Genomic DNA, 19,786 nt, shown 5'->3' on the forward strand with positions numbered 1-19,786 from the left:
CCGGCGAGATTTACGCGCCGGGCTTTTAGTGTATTCAGTTAGTTATTGCGTAGATTACTTATTCTTTGCTGCTATCTTCTTTAGCAGTAATATCTTCTTTATCTGCGCTATCTTCCTTTTCGCTATCTTCAGATTTATTTCCTTCAGATTTATTTCTTTCGGATTTATTTCCTTCAGACTTATTATCTTCAGTAGCAACAACAGCAGTTGTGTCTATTGTCTCAAACTTTTCGCCTTTAATTGTGAACTCCCCCAGCAATCCTTCGCCTTCAGCATCCACCTTAATGTGTTCGCCGTCAGAAAGTTCGCCAAGCAAAATCTTTTCAGAAATAGTATCCTCAATATCTCGCTGAATTACGCGACGCAACGGGCGCGCACCAAGCAAAGGATCGAAGCCCTTCTGTGCAAGCAAATTCTTAGCGGCATCCGTAATTTCTAGAGACATGTGACGGTCAAACAGCCTGTCGTTAAGCAACTTCACGTCCATGTCAACAATTTTACGAACTTCTGGCTCTGTAAGCTGACGGAACACAATAGTGTCGTCCAAACGGTTTAAGAACTCTGGACGGAAATGACGCTTAAGCTCAGAATTAACCTGATCTTTCATACGCTGATACGTGGAATCAGCGTTATTTCCAAGTGTAAAGCCAGTGTTTGCAGCCTTCGCAATATCGCGAGTACCAAGATTTGTGGTAAGAATAATAATCGTATTCTTAAAGTCCACTTTTCTACCCTGACCGTCTGTTAAGTGACCGTCATCGAGTACTTGCAAAAGCGTGTTGAAAATATCTGGATGAGCTTTTTCAATCTCGTCGAAAAGTACCACGGAGAATGGCTTTCTGCGAACTTTTTCAGTAAGCTCGCCGCCTTCTTCATATCCAACATATCCAGGAGGAGCGCCGAAAAGCCTAGACGCAGCATACTTTTCTGCAAACTCTGACATGTCAACTCTAATTAAGGCATTATCGTCATCAAACAAGAAGTTTGCGAGTGCCTTGGCAAGCTCAGTTTTACCAACTCCAGTAGGACCGGCAAAAATAAACGAGCCAGAAGGACGTTTAGGATCCTTCAAACCAACTCGAGCACGACGAATCGAGCGGGCTAAAGCAGACACAGCTTCATCTTGACCAACAATACGCTTGTGAAGTTCAGATTCCATTTGAAGAAGCTTTTGCGATTCCGCTTGAGTAAGCTTTACTACAGGAATGCCTGTAGTGCTTGAAACAACGGAAGCGATCATATCTTCGTCAACAACCATCTTGACGTTAGACTCGCCTTCGCGCCAAGCCTTTTCCTTCTCTGCAGCTTCATTCTCAAGCTTTTCTTGATCGTCGCGAAGATTTGCAGCTTCTTCAAAATCTTGCTGCTTGATTGCTTCATCTTTCTTTTCGGAAATCTTAGCAATCTTATGGTTTAATTCTTTGAGCTCAGGTGGCTGAGTCAAGCGCTTAATACGCAAGCGCGCACCAGCTTCATCAATAAGATCAATAGCCTTATCTGGAAGGTGACGATCTTGAATGTAACGATCAGAAAGCTCAGCAGAAGACTGTAAAGCTCCATCGGTAATAGTTACATGATGGTGATTTTCGTAGCGAGAACGCAATCCCTTAAGAATCTCAATAGTTTCAGCAATTGTAGGTTCTGGAACTTGAATCGGCTGGAAACGACGTTCCAAAGCAGCATCTTTTTCAATATACTTGCGATACTCGTCAGTAGTAGTAGCACCAATTGTCTGTAGCTCTCCACGCGCAAGCATCGGTTTAAGCATATCGGATGCGCCAAGAGCTCCATCAGCAGAACCTGCTCCAACAATAGTGTGAATTTCATCAATAAAAAGCACAATATCGCCGCGTGTTTTAATTTCTTTAAGCACTTTCTTCAAGCGCTCTTCGAAATCGCCACGATAGCGAGATCCTGCAATCATTGAACCTAAGTCTAGCGAATAAACTTGCTTATTTTTTAACGTTTCAGGTACATCGCCTTCAACGATTTTCTGTGCGAGACCTTCTACAACTGCAGTCTTACCAACTCCAGGCTCGCCAATAAGCACAGGATTATTCTTCGTGCGTCGGCTAAGTACAACCATAACGCGTTCAATTTCTTCAGAACGACCTATAACAGGATCAAGCTTTCCTTCTTGAGCTTCAAATGTTAAATTGCGTCCAAATTGATCAAGAAGAGCAGAGCCGGATTGATTTCGCTTATCTTGTACACTTCCAGCATTAGCTAACTCGCCCTTCTCGCTACCGTTAGGAGCATTATCTCCACGAATTAAATCAACAGTAGTGCTTCGCAAGTCTCCAAGATCAACTTCCATCTTTATAAGTACTTGCGTGCCCACTCCTTCGCCTTCGCGAATAAGCCCGAGCAAAATATGCTCAGTACCAATATAACTGTGACCAAGCTGAAGAGCTTCGCGCAAACTCAGTTCAAGCACTTGCTTAGCGTGAGGCGTAAAAGGAATATGACCAGCAGGCGAAACAGTGCCTTTCCCGATCATTTCTTCAACCTGCTTGCGAGTGCCTTCTAGGTCTACGCCTTTTGAGCTTAACGCTTTCGCGGCAATGCCCTCACCTTCGCGAATAAGCCCGAGCAAAATATGCTCAGTACCAATATAATTGTGCTGAAGTGAGCGAGCCTCTTCCTGAGCTAGCACAATCACGCGTCGTGCGCGATCAGTGAACCGTTCAAACATAACTGCCTTCCGTTCTTTTCTTTCATTCCATGGTAACGAGTCGCCATGACGCGAAGCGTCGTATATATTTACTCATTCGTACAGCATTCCATAGCATCACAATAGTCATGCATGATGAACCTAAATATTCATATTCTCGTTTCTTGCATAATTACTTATGTTGTCTGCGAGATTTTCTTTTATATAATCGCATTGGTGCTGATGCTGTAGTTTTTGAAGTGTCTTCAGATTCTCGTGGCTCTTCAACTTTTTCTGTTAACGGTATTTCTTCTGTAACAGAATTTTCGTCTAGCAAGTTTACTTCTGAAGAATCAGGATAATCTGCATCGTTTTGGGATTTTTCAGATTTTTCAGATTCATTAGCTACAGTCTCTTCAATTTTTTCAGTTTGATTTTCAACTTCAATTTCACTATTTTTGTCATCATTATTTTCATATGATTTTTCGTCAATAGTTGAATTGTCAATTAAATCAGGTTCAGATAAATTATTTTGTTCATCTTTATCTGTTGAGGCTTCTTTTTTGTTGCGCAATTTTGAATCTAATTTTCTGCGCTTACGACGATGCGTCTTACTGTCTTCAATTGCTTCCTCAATAAGCTCAACGTCTGCTCGCTCATCTCGTGGAGCTTGTTGCAAAATGTCAATATGATAATCGTCGTATGCAGGCTCAGATTGAATCCAAAGCTGCGATGGCTCAGGTGGTTCAATGTCAGAATGCTCACCACAAGCATGATCAAGCGAGACAACTCGCCCATCATCTGGGCTCCACATGTTTGCGCATACGCCAAACATAGAGCCTAAACTTCCAGCTAGAGGAATGAGGAATCCACAAGATGAACATGCTTTGCCATCGGCAATTTTTGTAGATAACGACTTTGGGCCATGTTGACCTGCGTACCAGCGTTTAGCTGTTTGCGAAATTGCTTCCGCAGTCATTACTCGTCTGCGAGACAGTCTTAGCGTTGAAACAGCTTCTTCAAGATCTTCGTCAAAATCATTATTTGCATCGCAAGATTCTTGATTTTGATTAATATCTTTTTCTGCATTTGCGTTTGTGTCTGCATCTTCTTCGCTAGTATCAGCTTCAGTATTATCTTCAGCCTCAGTATTAGCTTTAGCGTCATCTTCAGTTTTAGACTCAGAATTATCATCTGAATTTGCTGATTCTATATTCTTTTCAGAATTACTATCATCAACATTATTTACTTGACGGAAACCATCTTCTAGCCGAGAATCGTCTTCAGATGTGCCAATAGAATCCATTACAGAAAGATCACTTGGTTTCAATCGGTCCTTCCATGGAATCCATGGTGGTGGAAGCAAAGAATCTTCAGTAGGAACAAGCGTTGATTCATTCACAGTCCAACGTTGAGTTTCCTCATCATGATACAACGTAACTGACCACTGCCAGCCTTCATACCCAACTAAATTGCTTACGAAACGAAAGTCTGTAACTCCGTCACCAAGCTCTGTAGAAGATACAAAATCACCTACTGCATCAGTACGTTCTGAAGTTTCCACAGCTATACTTCTAGCTAGTTCTTGTGGATCCATCACTTCATCAGTCATAAATAATATTCCAGACACTATTCCTGAACGTCAAAATTATCTGCCACTGCACGCAACAATGTAGCAAGTTTTTTGCTTTCAGCAGTTGATGGATAATGACGTCGACGCAAACCATTACCAGCAGAATCAAGAAGTTTAATGAGATCTTCTACGATAGCTGCCATATCTTCGGCTTTAGGACGAGTAGCCTTAACAAGCGACGGCGCTGTTGCAATAACATTCAAACCCATCGCCTGTGGTCCTTTGCGACCTTCAATTACAGAAAACTCAACTCGTGTACCCTTGTGTAAAGTTTTTACAGTAACTGGCAATGCTGCTGCTGGCAGGAAAACATCCTTACCATCATCTCCAACAATAAAGCCGTACCCCTTCTGCGTATCGTACCAACGCACGCGCCCATTGGGCATAACACACCTCACTCCAAATAATTCTCATTTCGCACGCTGAAGTGCACAAGGCATAAAGCATCAGCATATGCGATAGGTCTATAGATAGTGTACCAAATATTATTATTACTTGTTTCCTTATTACATTGTAGCGCATACACGCGGGCAATAAAATTTTTTTAACCTACGCAGGTGTTACTAATGCAAATATTTTATTCGCTAACAAGTTTAGAAGGATCTTCAATTTCATTAATTGGCAGCACTACGGTAAGAGTTAAGCCATGAGGTTTAACATCTATCGGCTCAGATCCATCCATAGTGTCATCAAGATTAGTTTTAGAATTGGTCGATGCTTCTGATGGAGAAGATATAGTTGCGCAGATAAAACCATGATGTGCTTTTACTACAGATTGCGCAATTGCCATACCTAAGCCAGTTCCACCTTTTTCTCTAGCTCTTGATGGGTCAGCAATATAGAAACGCTCGAAAATTCTAGACAAAGATTCTTCTGGAACTCCAGGACCATGGTCAACAACTCGAACTACTGCATACTTATGACCTGTATCAGTAGATTGGCTGACTTCCGCTGCTTCCAAAAACTCCTTAAGTGATTCTCTTACGGAAGGTAATTTAGATAATTCAGCTGGAGTTATAGACGCTTTCATAACTCCTACAGCAATTTCTACAGGAGAGTCAACGGGAGTGTATCTATGAATATTTCCTACAATATTTGTCATTACTTGTCGTAATCTAGCTCCATCTCCAAGTAACATAACACTTGGAAGTTTTCCAGCATGGAATTGGAGCTTGCGCTCAAAATTGCAATTTGTGCAATTCATAAGCTTCCACTCATCCGAGATAGTCAAATAGCCTTGCTGAACGGATCTAGCAGGATCAAGTGCATGTAAATCATTAGCTGCGTCAGAAAGTATTGGAGACAAGCTGACTTGCTGCGAAATATTAATTCCACGACCTTCATCAAAACGCGCCAAAGAAAGCAAATCTTCTACTAGCTCAGTCATTCTTTCGCTAGAAGCTTTAATGTGAGCAATAGAGTCATCTGCTCTCTCCTGCTCCCCTGGCATGCTGCGCCACATTGTATACAATTCAGCGTATCCATGAATTGCAGCCAATGGAGTACGTAATTCATGACTTGCATCTGAGACGAATCGCTTCATTTTTTCTGTCATATTTTCTTGCTCATTAAATCCTCTTTCAATACGAGCAAGCATAGAGTTAAGAGAAGCTGCTAAAGATCCAACTTCAGTATTTTCAGGAGCAGATGGAACTCGTTTGCTTAAATCTCCAGAAGCAATTTTTGAAGCTGTTTTTTCAATTCTTTTTAACGGTCTTAAAGCTGATTGAATAATAATTGCTGCAAATACTGCTCCAAACAAAATAACTGCAATACTCACCATTATGCAGTAACGAGTAAGTGTGCTAACTGTGTCAATTTGATCGCTAAGAGATAAAGCAATATAGACATAACCGCTAAACTTTAACTCTGAGTTATAGTCGTTGCCTCTACCCCACGTTAATACTAAAACTCTCCACGGCGATTTTGCAGCTTTTTTAGTGTTTGCATCTACTTTATTTGCGTTTCCTTTAACGATTGCAGGTGCTGTATAAGGTTTGCGTGTAACAATTTTTTTACTATCAAAACCGTCTGGTGGAAGTTTAGGAAGCGAAACAAGCGATCCTTTAATTTTTGGTATTAATGGAGTGGAAATAACTTTATTATGCGTATCCCTAACTTGCAAAAAGTAATTATTCGGACCTATTGAAGATTGATTTGAGTTTTTCATGCGCAATGAGTCAACATTGTCATAAACAAATTGTGCTTGACCAGATAATTGCGCATCAGTTTTTTCTAGCAAATAATTTCCTACGAGCTGCTGAATTGACAGCGATATGCAAAAAGCGGCAACAGTTAAAATAGCAAGAGTGCATGCGACTAAACGCGTACTCAGTGGTATTGCATTTATGCGACGACGCAGCCAGAAGGTTTTACGAGGCTTTTTGTCTTTTTTGTCGCTTTTGCTTTGTTTTATTGCAACGCTTTTTTCAGCAGTGCTAACATCTGAATCATCTCTAGAGCTATTATTAGAGCTATTATTCGTACTGCTACTAATAGTTGATTCAGTATTATCGTTGTTATTATTACTAGATTGCATGATTAGGCTTGACCTGCCTTAGGTTCTCGAATCATATAACCGATTCCACGCTTAGTTTCAATAAGAGGAACTACTTTTTGCGGCTTTCCTGAATCGTCAGTAATTTCAATGCCATCAATCTTCTTTCTTAAATAAGAAATATAAGATTCAACAATTGCTGCGTCTCCGCCCCAGTCGTACTGCCATACGTGATTCAAAATCTGGCTCTTTGACAGAACTCGACCTTCATTGTCCATAAGATAATGAAGTAGTTTGTATTCAGTTGGGCTAAGTTCGATTGGCACGCCGCATCGAGTTACATCATGAGAATCTTCGTTAATCTCAAGATCTGCAACTTTTATAATATGAGTTTCTTCATCAGGTTCTTGTGTTCTGCGAAGAATTGCTCGTATTCTTGCCACTACTTCTTCCAAGCTGAATGGCTTTGTAACGTAGTCATCTCCACCAACGGTTAGACCCATAATTTTATCTTGTGTATCGTCTCTTGCAGTTAGGAACAATACAGGAACTTTAATTCCATTTTGACGAATACGTCTCGTAACAGTAAAACCATCAATATCTGGGAGCATAACATCCATAACGATAAGATTTGGATTTACTCGTTCAATTACTTCAACAGCTTCTGAGCCGGATGCAGCAGTTTCTACTTCAAACCCAGCAAAATGCAAAGAGGCTACCAAAAGTTCACGGATTGATGGCTCGTCATCGACCACAACAATAGATGCTTCAACGTTCTTACTCATATTGATTAGCATCACTTATCAAGCTGAATGTTTCCTGAATAATTGCTGAAAATAAAACAAGTTATAGGATATTTTTTATCTGTGACGAGCGTGCCTTCTGCGAGCTTTTCTAACACCAGCAAGTATTTGACGTTGTATACGATTCTTTCTCAACAGAACAATTGCAACTATCGAGAATAATGCCAACAAGATTACTAGCATAATAATTGTAGAAATAAGACTTGCAGAGGAAGTTGTTGACGTACGTTTTGCGCGCATTATTTGTTTCATCATCATTAATGCAGATTGATCCCAATGCGTTCCAGTTGTGCTAACTAAAGGCTTATAAGCTGCATCGGATAACGAGTCTACAGTATTTTTATTTTTGAGCCATTCGTCGGAATTAGGCGAAACAGCTACAACTAATCTTCCATCATGAGTTGCTACTGCAAGCAGCACAGTATTTTTAGCTGGAAGCGTACTAATTAACAAATCACTAGCCCATTTTGATGGATCTTTTGTATTTCCAAAAGTAGACAAATATAAGAGCCTAACATTTACTCCTGTACGCTTTTTTGTTGTATCAATCATGTCAGCAACTTTACTGACAGAATCCCCAAGCAAATTTTCTGTGTCTGTTATTGAGTCTGTTGCAACTATTCCAGAATTTTGCTCATTACTTTCAGCATATGCATTAATTGTATTTGTTTTATTTAAAGGTGAAAATATGAGCGAATATATTGGAAGAGTTGGAAGAATAAAAGAAAAACTAAATAAAAATGCCATTAATAAAAGCAATACGCGTTTAGCTAAAAATAGTTTTGAGTGAGAATGCTGGTAGTTAAAATTTGCAATGCGCGTGCAATCTAAGCTTTTAACCACATTGGTGCATAAATCTTTTTCGTACTTTTTTGATGGCATATATTCATAATAGCGTGACATCACACAAGTAAAAGTAGCATTATAAAAATCTTTGCTTAATTTATTTGGAATGTTTCGCAAAATAATTTATAAAAAGCGTTTATTTAGACGCAAAACAAATGGAGGGGAAATATGGCACAATTTCGAGTTGATTCAGAGCAAATTCAGCAGGCTGCGGCAGCCGTTGGAACCTCGGTTAGTGCAATTAGAGATGCAGTCAACGGGATGTATGCCAATTTACAGCAATTGCAGAGCGTGTGGACTGGATCTGCGGCTACACAATTTGCGTCGACCGCTCAGCAATGGCGAGCGGCGCAACAACAAATGGAACAATCACTAGAAGCAATTCAGCAAGCTATGCAACATGCGTCGGGAGTGTATCTTGATGCTGAAACTCAAGCTGCTTCGCTATTCGGACTTGGCTGATTAAAAGATGAAAAAGTAAATGGCGACACGCTTTATTTGAGCATGCCGCCATTTACTTAAACTATTTAGTTTTAGATTTTTAAGCTACTTTTATTTTTTATTTAGTAGCCCATTTCGGCACCAGCTTGTGGTGCAGCAGCTGCCTTCTCAGGCTTGTTGGCAACAACAGCTTCAGTAGTTAAGAACAAGCCAGCAATAGAAGCTGCATTCTGTAGAGCAGAACGAGTTACCTTAACTGGGTCAGTAACGCCTGCAGCCATCAAATCTTCATAAGTGTTGGTTGCAGCATTGAAGCCTTCGCCTTCTGGAAGTTCGCGTACCTTGTTGAGAACAACGTCTCCAGAAACACCAGAGTTTTGAGCAATCTGCTTGATTGGAGCTTCTACAGCGCGGAACACAATTGCAGCACCTGTAGCTTCTTCACCCTTAAGCTCTGTGATAGCTGGTGTCTTTTCAATCTTTGCAGCAGCTTGAACCAAAGCTACGCCACCGCCTGGAAGCAAACCTTCTTCGATAGCAGCCTTAGCGTTACGAACTGCATCTTCAATGCGATGCTTGCGTTCCTTAGCTTCGACTTCAGTAGCAGCGCCAACCTTAATAACAGCAACGCCGCCAGCGAGCTTAGCAAGACGCTCTTGCAACTTTTCGCGATCGTAATCAGAATCAGTGTTCTCAATTTCGGCACGAATCTGAGCTACGCGAGCATCAACATCTTCCTTTGAGCCAGCACCGGAAACGATAGTTGTTTCATCCTTAGAAACAATCACCTTAGCTGCATGACCGAAAACAGAAGCGTCGATTGAATCAAGCTTCAAACCAAGATCGTCAGAAACAACCTGTGCGCCGGTCAAAATAGCCATATCTTGGAGCATAGCCTTGCGACGATCGCCGAATCCTGGAGCCTTAACAGCAACGGTGTTGAAAGTGCCACGAATCTTGTTCAAAACAAGTGTTGGCAATGCTTCACCATCAACATCTTCAGCAATAATAAGCAATGGCTTGCCGGACTTCATAACAAGCTCAGCGATGTGGACGATATCCTGCTGGCTTGAAACCTTGCCAGAAGTGAGCAAAATGTATGGATCTTCAAGAACAGCAGTTTGATCGTCAGCGTTAGTGACGAAGTAAGGGGAAATATAGCCCTTATCAAAGCGCATACCTTCAGTGAAGTCCAAGTCAAGACCAAACTTGTTGTTGTCTTCAACTGTGACAACACCATCCTGACCGACCTTATCCAAAGCTTCAGCGATCTTTTCGCCAACTTCAGGATCAGCTGCAGAAATCGTAGCAGTAGCAGCAATCTGTTCCTTGGTCTCAACATCCTTTGCAGAAGCAAGCAATTCCTTGACAATTGCTTCAGCAGCCTTTTCAATGCCGCGACGAAGAGCGATTGGGTTGCTTCCTGCAACAACGTTCTTCAAACCTTCATGCACCAAAGACTGTGCCAAAACAGTAGCGGTTGTGGTGCCGTCGCCTGCAACGTCATCAGTCTTCTTAGCTACTTCTTTAACAAGTTCGGCGCCAATACGCTCGTATGGATCTTCAAGATCAATTTCCTTAGCAATAGAAACACCATCGTTAGTAATGGTTGGAGCGCCGTAGGCTTTGTCAAGCACAACGTTTCGACCCTTTGGACCAAGTGTAACCTTAACAGTGTCTGCAAGCTTATCAAGACCTGCGAGCATACCCTGACGGGCGTCCTCTTCATAGGCAATAATCTTTGCCATTATTCCTCCACATACGTTATTTATGGACTTTTCACTGCAATCTTGAGTAATAAGCCGTCAGCTGCTTATTATCACTCTCAAGGCTTGAGTGCTAATTTGAAGATTAGCACTCTATGTACCCGAGTGCCAACTTTTTTGGCGTTTATACACAAAAACCGGTTAGAAATAATTCTAACCGGTTATTTTTATGCGAAAAATATTACTTGCAAAGCACAACTACAATCGGAGAAACGATTTCTTTTTCGTTTTCGACAGCGCTAATACCTAAAGTTTTTGCAATATCTTCAGCTGCAGCTTTTTGGGAATCGTCTTTATACCAAACAACAGATTCGTTTGGGACTTTACCAGTTGGATTTCCAGCTGTCACATTTGCGTATCCTGCTTGCTTTAACTTATCTGCGCTAGCAGCAGCATGACCGCTTATCTTGGTTGCGTTAAGAACTTTCACAGCAACTGATTTGTCTAGCGAAGTTTGTGCTTTAGAATCATTTTCTGAATTATCTTTAGAGTCATCAGCATCTTTTTTATCTGATTTATTTTCTTTAGATTTATTATCGTCGTCATCATCATCTTCGTCTTCAGAAGATTTATCTTCGTCGCTTTTAGCAGACTTTTTGTTTTCAGAAGTCTTAGCAGGAGATGCTGATTGAGATGATTGTTGTTGATGGTTCCAAGGCAATGGAAGATGTGAAATTTCTCCAGAAGCAATAGCCCAAACCAAAACTCCAACTACCGCTGCAACAATTAATGTAACAAAATAAGGAAGTATTACGGCATACCACGCAGGATTTCCACGATGAACTCCAACTGGTCCCTCTGGTGGCTCATCAAAAGCATCAGGCGTATACGACACGTTCTGATTATCTCGCGCCATAATTGCACTCCTTATAAAAAATTATTTAACCAAAACAATAATGAATCTATACTATCTAATGCTTGGCACAAAGCACAAATTTAGAAAATTTGATTGATTCCCTTTTATACTATGCCTTGACATACAGTAGCAATATGAATCCTCAAAATATTAAACCTTTAGATGAACTAATGGATCCTGATTGGGCTGAAGCATTAAAGCCAGTTGAGCCGCAAATACGCGCAATGGGAGTGTTTTTGAGAGAGCAAATAGAAAGCGGACACCATATTCTTCCCGCTAGTCACAACATTTTGCGTGCTTTTTCTATTCCGCTAAAAAGCATTAAAGTTTTAATTGTTGGCCAGGATCCATATCCAACACCTGGTCATCCAGTGGGCTTAAGTTTTTGCACAGCTGCAAAAGTACGCCCACTGCCAAAAAGTCTCATAAATATTTATAAAGAATTAGTAAACGATTTAGGCGTAGAAACTCCAAAGAGCGGAGATCTGACACCCTGGACCAAGCAAGGTGTAATGCTTCTTAACAGATGTTTAACTGTTGAGGCTGGCAAAGCAAATAGTCATCAAGGAAAAGGTTGGGAGCCTGTAACCGATGCAGCTATTCGAGCATTAAACAATAGAACTGATTGCAATGGTAATCCGTTGCCGCTTGTAGCTATTTTATGGGGACGTAATGCGCAAAGTTTGGCTCCTTTGCTAACGAATGCAACTCTTATTACTTCAGCGCACCCAAGCCCTCTTTCTGCAATGCGAGGATTCTTTGGATCGCATCCATTTTCAAGAGCTAACCAAGCCTTAGTTAATATGGGAGTTTCGCCAATTAATTGGTCCCTAGATTCTCAAGAAATCTAATTGTCTTAAATATTGCAAATTATCTTATAAAGACAATAAAAATGCCATTTTTGAACATGTCAGTACTGCATATCGGTTAAAATGTCTGTTATGGCATTATTTCCACCGCAACCACAGAAGAAACCGTTAACCGATAAAACTTCAATTGCTTCTAAGCTTGGCATTGGATCAGCTGTACCCCAACCGTCTGCTGTTTCTAATGCAAGTGCGCAAGTTAATGCAGTTATTTCAAGTGATGACATACGTCGTTGTCAGCAAATTGCAAATATTTTGCGCGCGCGTTTTGCGCAAACTTTAGTCGGTCAAGACGCTTTACGAGAGTCTCTTATTCTTACTCTTATTGCAGGCGGACATATTCTTATTGAATCAGTACCAGGTCTTGCAAAAACTACTGCTGCTCAAACCCTTGCAACAGCTATGTCAGGTAGTTTCCGTCGTGTGCAGTGTACTCCTGATTTAATGCCAGCAGATTTAGTTGGTACTCAAGTTTTTGATTTTGCTTCCCAACGTTTTACTACGCAAATTGGTCCTATCCATGCAAATGTTATTTTGTTGGATGAGATTAATCGTTCAAATGCAAAAACTCAATCTGCAATGCTTGAAGCTATGGCAGAAGGAGCAACAACTATTGGAGGCGAAAGAATTCCTCTGCCTCAACCATTTATGGTTATTGCTACGCAAAATCCAATTGAAGAAGAAGGAACATTTAATCTTCCAGAAGCACAAATGGATCGTTTTATGGTAAAAGCAGTTATGACTTACCCTAATCCTGACGAGGAAGTTCGCATGCTGCAATTACTTACTCAACGCGGATCGGATGTCGTTGATCCTTCAAAGCTGAATACTCAACGCATAAGTTTGCAAGATGTTGTTTTTATGCGTACTGCAGCGCGTCGCATACACGTTTCTGAAGCAGTTATGAAATATGTAGTTGATCTTGTTGCAACTTCTCGCGGTGAAGGTACGCATCCACTTCCTACAATTAATTCATTGGTTCGTATGGGAGCTAGCCCGCGTGCATCAATTGCACTTATTCGTATTGCTCAAGCTCACGCTTTACTTTCTGGACGCGATTATGTGATACCAGAAGATATTAAATTGTTTGCGCATGAAGTGTTAAGGCATCGCATACTTTTAACTTTTGAAGCTTTAGCTGATTCTATTACTACAGATCAAGTAATTGATGCATTAGTTAAGACGGTTCCTGTGCCATGATGCGTACGAAGCGGTTAGTATTATCTGAACCTGCTAAAGCCGTGCGTCGCAAAATTGAGCTTTTGGATCAGCGAATTGATTTGCCTATTGCGCGTAAAGCTTTAGGCTTATTAGAGGGAGACCATCCTTCGCACAGACGCTTTGGCACAGGTGATGTTATTGACATACATGCATGGCAGCCAGGAGATGAAGCTCGCATGATGAACTGGTCTGCGAGCGCTCGAACTGGACAGCCTATGGTGTCTTCTAGAGAGCGTACTTCGTCTTCTCATACTTGGATTGCTTTAGATACAAGCATAAATATGAATGGAGCTTGTGCTTCTGGAGAATCTCTGTATGAAGTTGCGTCTAATTCTGCATGCTTTTTTGCGTCTTTGAGTTTAAAACGTCATGATGCTGTTTCTTTGTTGTGTGCAGATGGAAAAAATGTTATCAACGTTCATGCTGCTAGCAATTTTTCTGATTTTGAGCGAAATCTAGATTATACGTTGCTTAATACTCGTAAAAATACCAGAGATATTGATGCGTTGCTTACTTCGCTACTAAAAAATATTGACAATAATGGTCTGGTAGTTTTAATAACTGATGAGTATGCATTACAAGCTCATAACGCTGAATCTTTGCGCAAAATTACGCAAAACCATAAGCTTGTTGTTATTGTTATTTCTCCTATTAATCCTTTTGATTCTGCAATTGATTTGCAAATATTTGATGGAATTACTTTACGTAAAGTACCGGCGTTTTTGAAAAAAGAATCAAATAAAAATGAAGTTGAAGCTCGTAGAAATATTAGAATAAACGCTTTATACGATATGCTGCTTGGTGTTCAATCTTCAATAATTCATGGTTCTTCAAGTGAAGAAGTTTTCCATATTTCTGCGCAAAAAGTGAGCCGTACAAATTATCTTGCTGACTCATTTAGCAAGGAGGTTGAATAGATGAGCCTGGAAGATATTCAAAAGCCTTTACATGATGAAACGCTTTTTTTAATACTACTTTCTGCATCGCTTGTTGTTATCTTTATTGCTTTTGCGGTTTTATATTTTTCTTTTAAAAAGCCAAAGAAATTAGCTGAAAGTAGCAATTCTACAGAAGCAGTTCACGTTCATAATGTAAACAAACAAGCTTGGCGTAAAGATATTGATGAGATTGTTGAGAAGTATCATAACAATGAACTTACTAAAGATCAGGCTTGTGCAAAATTGGCGTCTATTGCTAGATCTTATGTTTCGAAGATAAGTGGTGAAGATATTCAAACTCACACTTTGGGAGAATTGGCTTCTTTGCGTTTGAAATGGCGCAATAAAAAAGGTGCTGATATGTTACGCCAAACAATATCTGCTTTGTATCCTCCAGAATTTGCTGATCGCAAAGCAAATGAGCAAGCACGAAATACTACTGTTGAGCAGGCTGCTGAATGGGTTTTAGTATTGCTTGAGGGCTGGCAAACGAAGGACAAACGTTGATGAGTAATAATGTTTGGGAATACATATGGCCATGGAGATGGCAATGGCCGCTGCTTTTTGTTGCAGGCGTTGTTATTTCTGCATCAATTTTTGCTATCTTACTGATTTTAGATTCCATTCGTAGCAATATTTTAAAAAAGAAGTATAAGAGTCAAACTAGTAATATTACGCAAAAATTCTATACTTTTACTTTTGACAATGATCTACAAGGAACTACTACTAGTCATTCATGGTATATGTGGCGAATGTTTAGAAGGTTTGCTACGGCTGCATTGGTAGTATCTTTGTGCAGTTCGCTTGCTGTTGCTTCTAGGCCGGCACGAGTGTTTAATGCGAACGAGCAAGTTAGTTCTAGAGACATTGTTTTATGCTTAGACGTTTCAGGTTCTGCTTTGCCATATGATCGCGAAGTAATTCAAGCGTATCTTAATTTTATTGAGCATTTTCAGGGTGAACGCATTGGATTGAGCATTTTTAACTCCACATCTAGAACAGTTTTTCCGCTGACTGACGATTATCGACTGGCGAAAAAACAATTGCAATATGCTGCAAATTTGCTTGGCGGAGTTCAATCACAAAGTCGTATTAATCGTTTACAACAACGCCAATATCAGGAAATTTCTGACTGGCTTGAAGGAACTCAAAATCGCAAAAACGCAACATCTCTTATTGGAGACGGTTTAGTTAGTTGCGCAGCAATGCTTCCAGGTTTTATTTATGGTTCTGCTCATAATAACCATAAAATACAAAGCCGTTTTAATAGAAGTTCTTCAATTGTTCTTGCTACAGATAATGTTGTTTCTGGAAAACAAACTTACTCATTAAAGCAAGCTTTAGATTTAACAAAGCAAGCTAAAATTACTGTCGATGGCTTATATTCTGGCGCAAAACAGAATGAGAATGATGACACTACGTTAGAAATGAAACAGCTTATTGAATCTCATGGTGGAATTTTCCTTTCTCAACGCAATTCTGATTCTGTTATTAATTTAGTAAAAGAAATTGAAAAAAGACATACTGCAATTCCTCAAGGCGCTGCTCAGTCTGCATTTAGCGACGATCCTGGTCTTTGGGTTTTGTTTACTGTGTTTAGCGTTGTGATTTGGCTAGCTATTGCAAAGAGGATGAAGCGATGACAACAACACTATTTTCTGCTACTACCCTACTGTTTGCACACGCTAAAACTGAAGCTTCTGACACTTCTCAAGCAGGTCAGTTGGTTTTTTCTCCATCATATGGTTGGGTTATTGCGATTATTGCAATATTGGTTTTGTTTGCAGCAATGTTTTTTGAAATTGTGCCTATACGTAGGAAACCTGGATCAAGTGATGAAACTTTTTGCATGAGATTAAGACGTATTGGCATATGTATAATGCTAATAATTTGCGTGCTATCTCCAAGTATTATGCGTTCAACTTTACAAAGAGCAGTAAATGCAACAAACGTGATTATTGCTCTAGATATAACAGGTTCAATGAGAGCAAAAGACGCTGATTATGCAAAAAATAGTAAGATTGAGCGTATTGAAGCAGCAAGGAATATTATTCATCAAATAACAAAATCCTATGCTAACTCAAGTTTTGCTGCTATTTCTTTTGGTGCTTCTACGTCTGTTGATGTCCCATTGACGCCTGATGCTAGAGCGGTTGACAATTGGATAAATACTCTACGAACTGAGCCAACTAGCGTAGCTACTGGAACTAGTCTTGACGCTCCTATAGATCAAACTTTGCTTACTGCAAAAGCTATACATGATGCTCATCCAGATGATACAACAGTTTTGTATATTTTAAGCGACGGTGAGGAAACTACTCAACGAAAGCGCCGCACATTTTCATCGCTCAGAGCTTATATTACTAACGCATTTGTTATTGGAATAGGTTCATCTAAAGGAGCTAAAATACCTTTGGAAAAAACACAGCTGCAACTTGACGACTACAGCGAAGACAATACCTCTAATCAATGGGTTATTGATCCTGCTACAGGAAATCCTGGCATTTCAAAGCTTGATGAAAAGAACTTGCGAAATATTGCCGATGAGCTTAGCGGCAAGTATATGCACTCATCTTTAAACGTAACATTTGGAGACGAAGCAAAACCAATTCTTTCACACCAATGGAGAATGAACGAGACAGCAAAACCTCGTTTGAGACCTGAACCAATTATTTGGCCGTTTGCAATATTTGCGTCGATACTTTTAATTTGGGAATTAATGTCGTGGTTTATAACTTCAAGGAAATTAGTATGAAGCACATGTCTAGTCGCACAATTATTCGCATTGTTGCATTCTTGTTCTTGATTATTGCGATATTAGTAGCGTATTTTGCTATCGTAAATTGGAGAGCACAATACGCATATAATGCTGCTACTGATAGCCTTATTTCTAATATAAAATCTTCCAAGAGTATCGATAGCGACAAGAATGTGCTTTTAACTCAGCAACAGCAAACTGATGCACAATTTGATGATGCTAAATCTCAAGAAATGATACTGCTTCCTCAACTTCGAAATAGTATTGACAAAAATGCTGAATTATCACGAAAGTTAACAGAAAAATTAAAGCAGAATCAAAACAATACTAATAAGCAACAGAAACCGAAAAATCATAACAATCATTTTAAAAACGATAATTCTGACAATTCTTCTAAAGATAAAAAGCAGTCAGATTCGTCTAAGCCTCAGTTGGACAATACTCAGCGCAACAAAGTTGAAAACTTGCTGAAACAGAACGATCATGTGGATTCTAAATATTCACAGGATCAAGAAGACCAGCAAGGTTCAGAAAAAACAGAAAAACGTACTAAAACTGATGAAAGCAGCAATAAGCCTTGGTAATTAAATCTTCAACGATTATCTATAAGCTAAGCAATAAGCATTTAATAACCTTTTAACCACATTGGATATTTTTTAGTGACTTTTCATTAATGAACGTGTGTAATAACGATTATGCACACATATTACGAATGGCAATGGCTTATACAGCGCACTCAAGAGTGCGCTCGCTGCGTTATAGCCGAATCCGCAGCGACTGAATTAGAAGATTGGCAAGGGCTTGCAGCCGAACATTTTCGTCATAGTATGAAAGATATTTCCGCACAAGCGTATGCGTTATATAACATTCGCGGAGGAATATAATATGTCTTGGAAAGTTAAGTCCTCTGTTGTAGGTGGAATAAAGCTCAGCGTTTCTGATAGAGAAGCGTATATTAGTTTTTCCAGAAAACTAAACGATACTGCTAAAGAATTGCTTACGCTAAAAAATTTATGGCTTAATGCGGCGATGGTTATTGCCAGTCAAAATAATAGTTTACAAAAAGAATCAGAAGCATATATTAATGATTATTCGCAATCATTTTTAACTGAAAGCATGTGCAATGAATATGCTAATAAATGTTGTTTAATGTCTCAAAATTTAGAAAATCTTGCTTTTCTTATTGCAAGAGCAAATAATTTGTATGAAGATGCAGAATTTCGTGCAAAAAACGATTTAGACAATAAAATTTCTTACTCAGTTCTTGCATGCCCTATTCTTGCTTTGCCTGTTTTATTGTCCGCAGGTCTAGCCGTTAATCAAGATAATAAAAATCATTTAGGTTTCCAAAATCTTGCTAGATGGTCCTATGCAACTAATAGTTTGCAACAAGGAATTATTCGTGGTTTGTCTCAGCACCTTATTTTAAATCCTATTACAGGCTCGCCAATATTTATTGCTGGAAACGCTAAAGACCGTATGAGTAAGGGAGAGCGTGAAACCTCATTAAACTTTTTATATAATACTAAAAAATATTTATTAGAAGCTGTCCCATTTATCTCTAGTGCTATTAGCTTTGTAAGCGCGCCTATTAATAATATAAAGCAAGGTAATAATTTACTTCTCACTAAAGTAAATGAGACGTGGAGAAAACCTGGATTTGTTCTTGCTAGACCTGGACGAAATCTGCTTGAAACTTTAGAAAATTTAACAGAACTTGGAAGCGGAAATTTGGGTGTTAGACCCCCGCTTGTTAATCCAGATGCTGCTACTATTGCAATTCAACAGTTTAAGCGCAACGATGGCAGTTCGTCATGGTTAGTGATAATTCCAGGAACTGACGGTAAAGCACACTCTCCTTTTGGTTGGGAACAAAACGCAGAAGTAATGAGTCATAGTTCTTTAGTTAGAAAACAAGCTGATAGCACTCGAATGGTTGTAGAAGCTATGAAACGTTCTGGAATTAAACCTAACGAGCCTGTTGCTTTAGTAGGACATTCTCAAGGAGGTATTGTTGCAGCAAGCATTGCAAGTGATTACTCTAAGCAATACAACATACAGCATGTTGTTACTGCTGGATCTCCTATTGCAAATCATCCAATTCCTAAGAAAACTTGGGTTACTAGTATTGAGATGGACGATGAGATTGTGCCTTCTTTAGATGGCAAAGAGAATCCTCGCAGAAATAATTGGGTGACTATTCATGGTCATGTAATTCATGTTAAAGAATCTAAGCGTTCTTTACCTCCTGGAGTCACGCGTTTTTCTGGAAAACAATATTCGACTAAAAAATTCGACAATGGCGGAATATTTGTTAATGACGTTCCAGAAGAAGGAACTTTAACTCATGATTTGCATTACCACACTGCAGCTTATGAAGATGCTCTTCAACTCGGATCTAAAAGTGTGCGCGAGCAAGATCGGCATTTTCAGAATATTATTAATGGCAAATTGCAAAGTACTACATTGTGGCAAGGAGTAATGAAAAAATAAAATAATTAAATTCTT

At 39.6% G+C, this 19,786-nt stretch carries 18 protein-coding genes; 10 read left to right on the plus strand and 8 right to left on the minus strand.

Annotated features, from left to right (window positions below; genetic code table 11):
* Positions 1 to 58: 58 nt before the first annotated feature.
* The 6 genes from AC1EK3_RS01885 to AC1EK3_RS01910 all read right to left on the minus strand — a co-directional run bounded on the left by AC1EK3_RS01885 (position 59) and on the right by AC1EK3_RS01910 (position 8,549).
* On the minus strand, positions 59 to 2,695 hold the full coding sequence (locus tag AC1EK3_RS01885) for an ATP-dependent Clp protease ATP-binding subunit (protein WP_480033436.1): 2,637 nt from the start codon (positions 2,693 to 2,695) through the stop codon (positions 59 to 61).
* A 151-nt stretch (positions 2,696 to 2,846) separates the two neighbouring features.
* A complete protein-coding gene (locus AC1EK3_RS01890; protein WP_480033435.1) occupies positions 2,847 to 4,265 on the minus strand; it encodes a DUF3027 domain-containing protein in 1,419 nt (472 codons plus the stop codon).
* A 17-nt stretch (positions 4,266 to 4,282) separates the two neighbouring features.
* A complete protein-coding gene (locus tag AC1EK3_RS01895; RefSeq protein WP_004106732.1) occupies positions 4,283 to 4,672 on the minus strand; it encodes a cold-shock protein in 390 nt (129 codons plus the stop codon).
* Between the two features lie 191 nt (positions 4,673 to 4,863).
* A complete protein-coding gene (locus AC1EK3_RS01900) occupies positions 4,864 to 6,825 on the minus strand; it encodes a sensor histidine kinase (RefSeq protein ID WP_480033434.1) in 1,962 nt (653 codons plus the stop codon).
* A gap of 2 nt (positions 6,826 to 6,827) precedes the next feature.
* The gene (locus tag AC1EK3_RS01905) at positions 6,828 to 7,568 is read right to left on the minus strand and encodes a response regulator transcription factor (protein ID WP_391495749.1); all 741 of its coding nucleotides are present in this window, start codon (positions 7,566 to 7,568) and stop codon (positions 6,828 to 6,830) included.
* Positions 7,569 to 7,643: 75 nt separating this feature from the next.
* A complete protein-coding gene (locus tag AC1EK3_RS01910; RefSeq protein WP_480033433.1) occupies positions 7,644 to 8,549 on the minus strand; it encodes a hypothetical protein in 906 nt (301 codons plus the stop codon).
* A gap of 51 nt (positions 8,550 to 8,600) precedes the next feature.
* Here AC1EK3_RS01910 and AC1EK3_RS01915 point away from each other — a divergent pair, with 51 nt between their 5' ends.
* Positions 8,601 to 8,894 carry a WXG100 family type VII secretion target gene (locus tag AC1EK3_RS01915; protein WP_415687269.1) on the plus strand — a complete coding sequence of 98 codons (294 nt, stop codon included), beginning with the start codon at positions 8,601 to 8,603 and terminating at the stop codon, positions 8,892 to 8,894.
* A gap of 101 nt (positions 8,895 to 8,995) precedes the next feature.
* Here AC1EK3_RS01915 and groL read toward each other — a convergent pair whose 3' ends face one another.
* On the minus strand, positions 8,996 to 10,621 hold the full coding sequence (groL, locus tag AC1EK3_RS01920; protein WP_119526684.1) for a chaperonin GroEL: 1,626 nt from the start codon (positions 10,619 to 10,621) through the stop codon (positions 8,996 to 8,998).
* A 199-nt stretch (positions 10,622 to 10,820) separates the two neighbouring features.
* Positions 10,821 to 11,495 (minus strand): LytR C-terminal domain-containing protein, encoded by a 675-nt coding sequence (locus tag AC1EK3_RS01925; protein ID WP_480033432.1) that lies wholly within the window; start codon positions 11,493 to 11,495, stop codon positions 10,821 to 10,823.
* A gap of 134 nt (positions 11,496 to 11,629) precedes the next feature.
* Between AC1EK3_RS01925 and AC1EK3_RS01930 the strand changes: the two genes are divergently transcribed.
* The 9 genes from AC1EK3_RS01930 (at position 11,630) to AC1EK3_RS01970 (ending at position 19,771) form a co-directional block, all read left to right on the plus strand.
* The gene (locus tag AC1EK3_RS01930; protein ID WP_119526688.1) at positions 11,630 to 12,346 is read left to right on the plus strand and encodes a uracil-DNA glycosylase; all 717 of its coding nucleotides are present in this window, start codon (positions 11,630 to 11,632) and stop codon (positions 12,344 to 12,346) included.
* 90 nt (positions 12,347 to 12,436) lie between these two features.
* A complete protein-coding gene (locus AC1EK3_RS01935; RefSeq protein ID WP_391495745.1) occupies positions 12,437 to 13,561 on the plus strand; it encodes an AAA family ATPase in 1,125 nt (374 codons plus the stop codon).
* Positions 13,558 to 14,499: a DUF58 domain-containing protein gene (locus AC1EK3_RS01940; RefSeq protein ID WP_480033431.1), complete on the plus strand. Its 942-nt coding sequence runs from the start codon at positions 13,558 to 13,560 to the stop codon at positions 14,497 to 14,499. Before AC1EK3_RS01935 ends, AC1EK3_RS01940 begins: the two co-directional genes overlap by 4 nt.
* On the plus strand, positions 14,500 to 15,027 hold the full coding sequence (locus tag AC1EK3_RS01945) for a hypothetical protein (RefSeq protein ID WP_119526692.1): 528 nt from the start codon (positions 14,500 to 14,502) through the stop codon (positions 15,025 to 15,027). It begins immediately after the preceding gene.
* Positions 15,027 to 16,163, plus strand: a complete 1,137-nt coding sequence (locus AC1EK3_RS01950; protein WP_480033430.1) for a vWA domain-containing protein — start codon at positions 15,027 to 15,029, stop codon at positions 16,161 to 16,163. Before AC1EK3_RS01945 ends, AC1EK3_RS01950 begins: the two co-directional genes overlap by 1 nt.
* Positions 16,160 to 17,275 (plus strand): vWA domain-containing protein, encoded by a 1,116-nt coding sequence (locus tag AC1EK3_RS01955; RefSeq protein ID WP_415687278.1) that lies wholly within the window; start codon positions 16,160 to 16,162, stop codon positions 17,273 to 17,275. Before AC1EK3_RS01950 ends, AC1EK3_RS01955 begins: the two co-directional genes overlap by 4 nt.
* Positions 17,272 to 17,862 carry a DUF6466 family protein gene (locus AC1EK3_RS01960; protein WP_391495742.1) on the plus strand — a complete coding sequence of 197 codons (591 nt, stop codon included), beginning with the start codon at positions 17,272 to 17,274 and terminating at the stop codon, positions 17,860 to 17,862. Before AC1EK3_RS01955 ends, AC1EK3_RS01960 begins: the two co-directional genes overlap by 4 nt.
* A gap of 111 nt (positions 17,863 to 17,973) precedes the next feature.
* Positions 17,974 to 18,162 (plus strand): hypothetical protein, encoded by a 189-nt coding sequence (locus tag AC1EK3_RS01965; protein ID WP_119526700.1) that lies wholly within the window; start codon positions 17,974 to 17,976, stop codon positions 18,160 to 18,162.
* Position 18,163: 1 nt separating this feature from the next.
* Positions 18,164 to 19,771 (plus strand): alpha/beta hydrolase, encoded by a 1,608-nt coding sequence (locus AC1EK3_RS01970; RefSeq protein ID WP_480033429.1) that lies wholly within the window; start codon positions 18,164 to 18,166, stop codon positions 19,769 to 19,771.
* Positions 19,772 to 19,786 lie beyond the last annotated feature (15 nt).

It is taken from the genome of Gardnerella sp. C0026F2 (genome assembly GCF_056590715.1).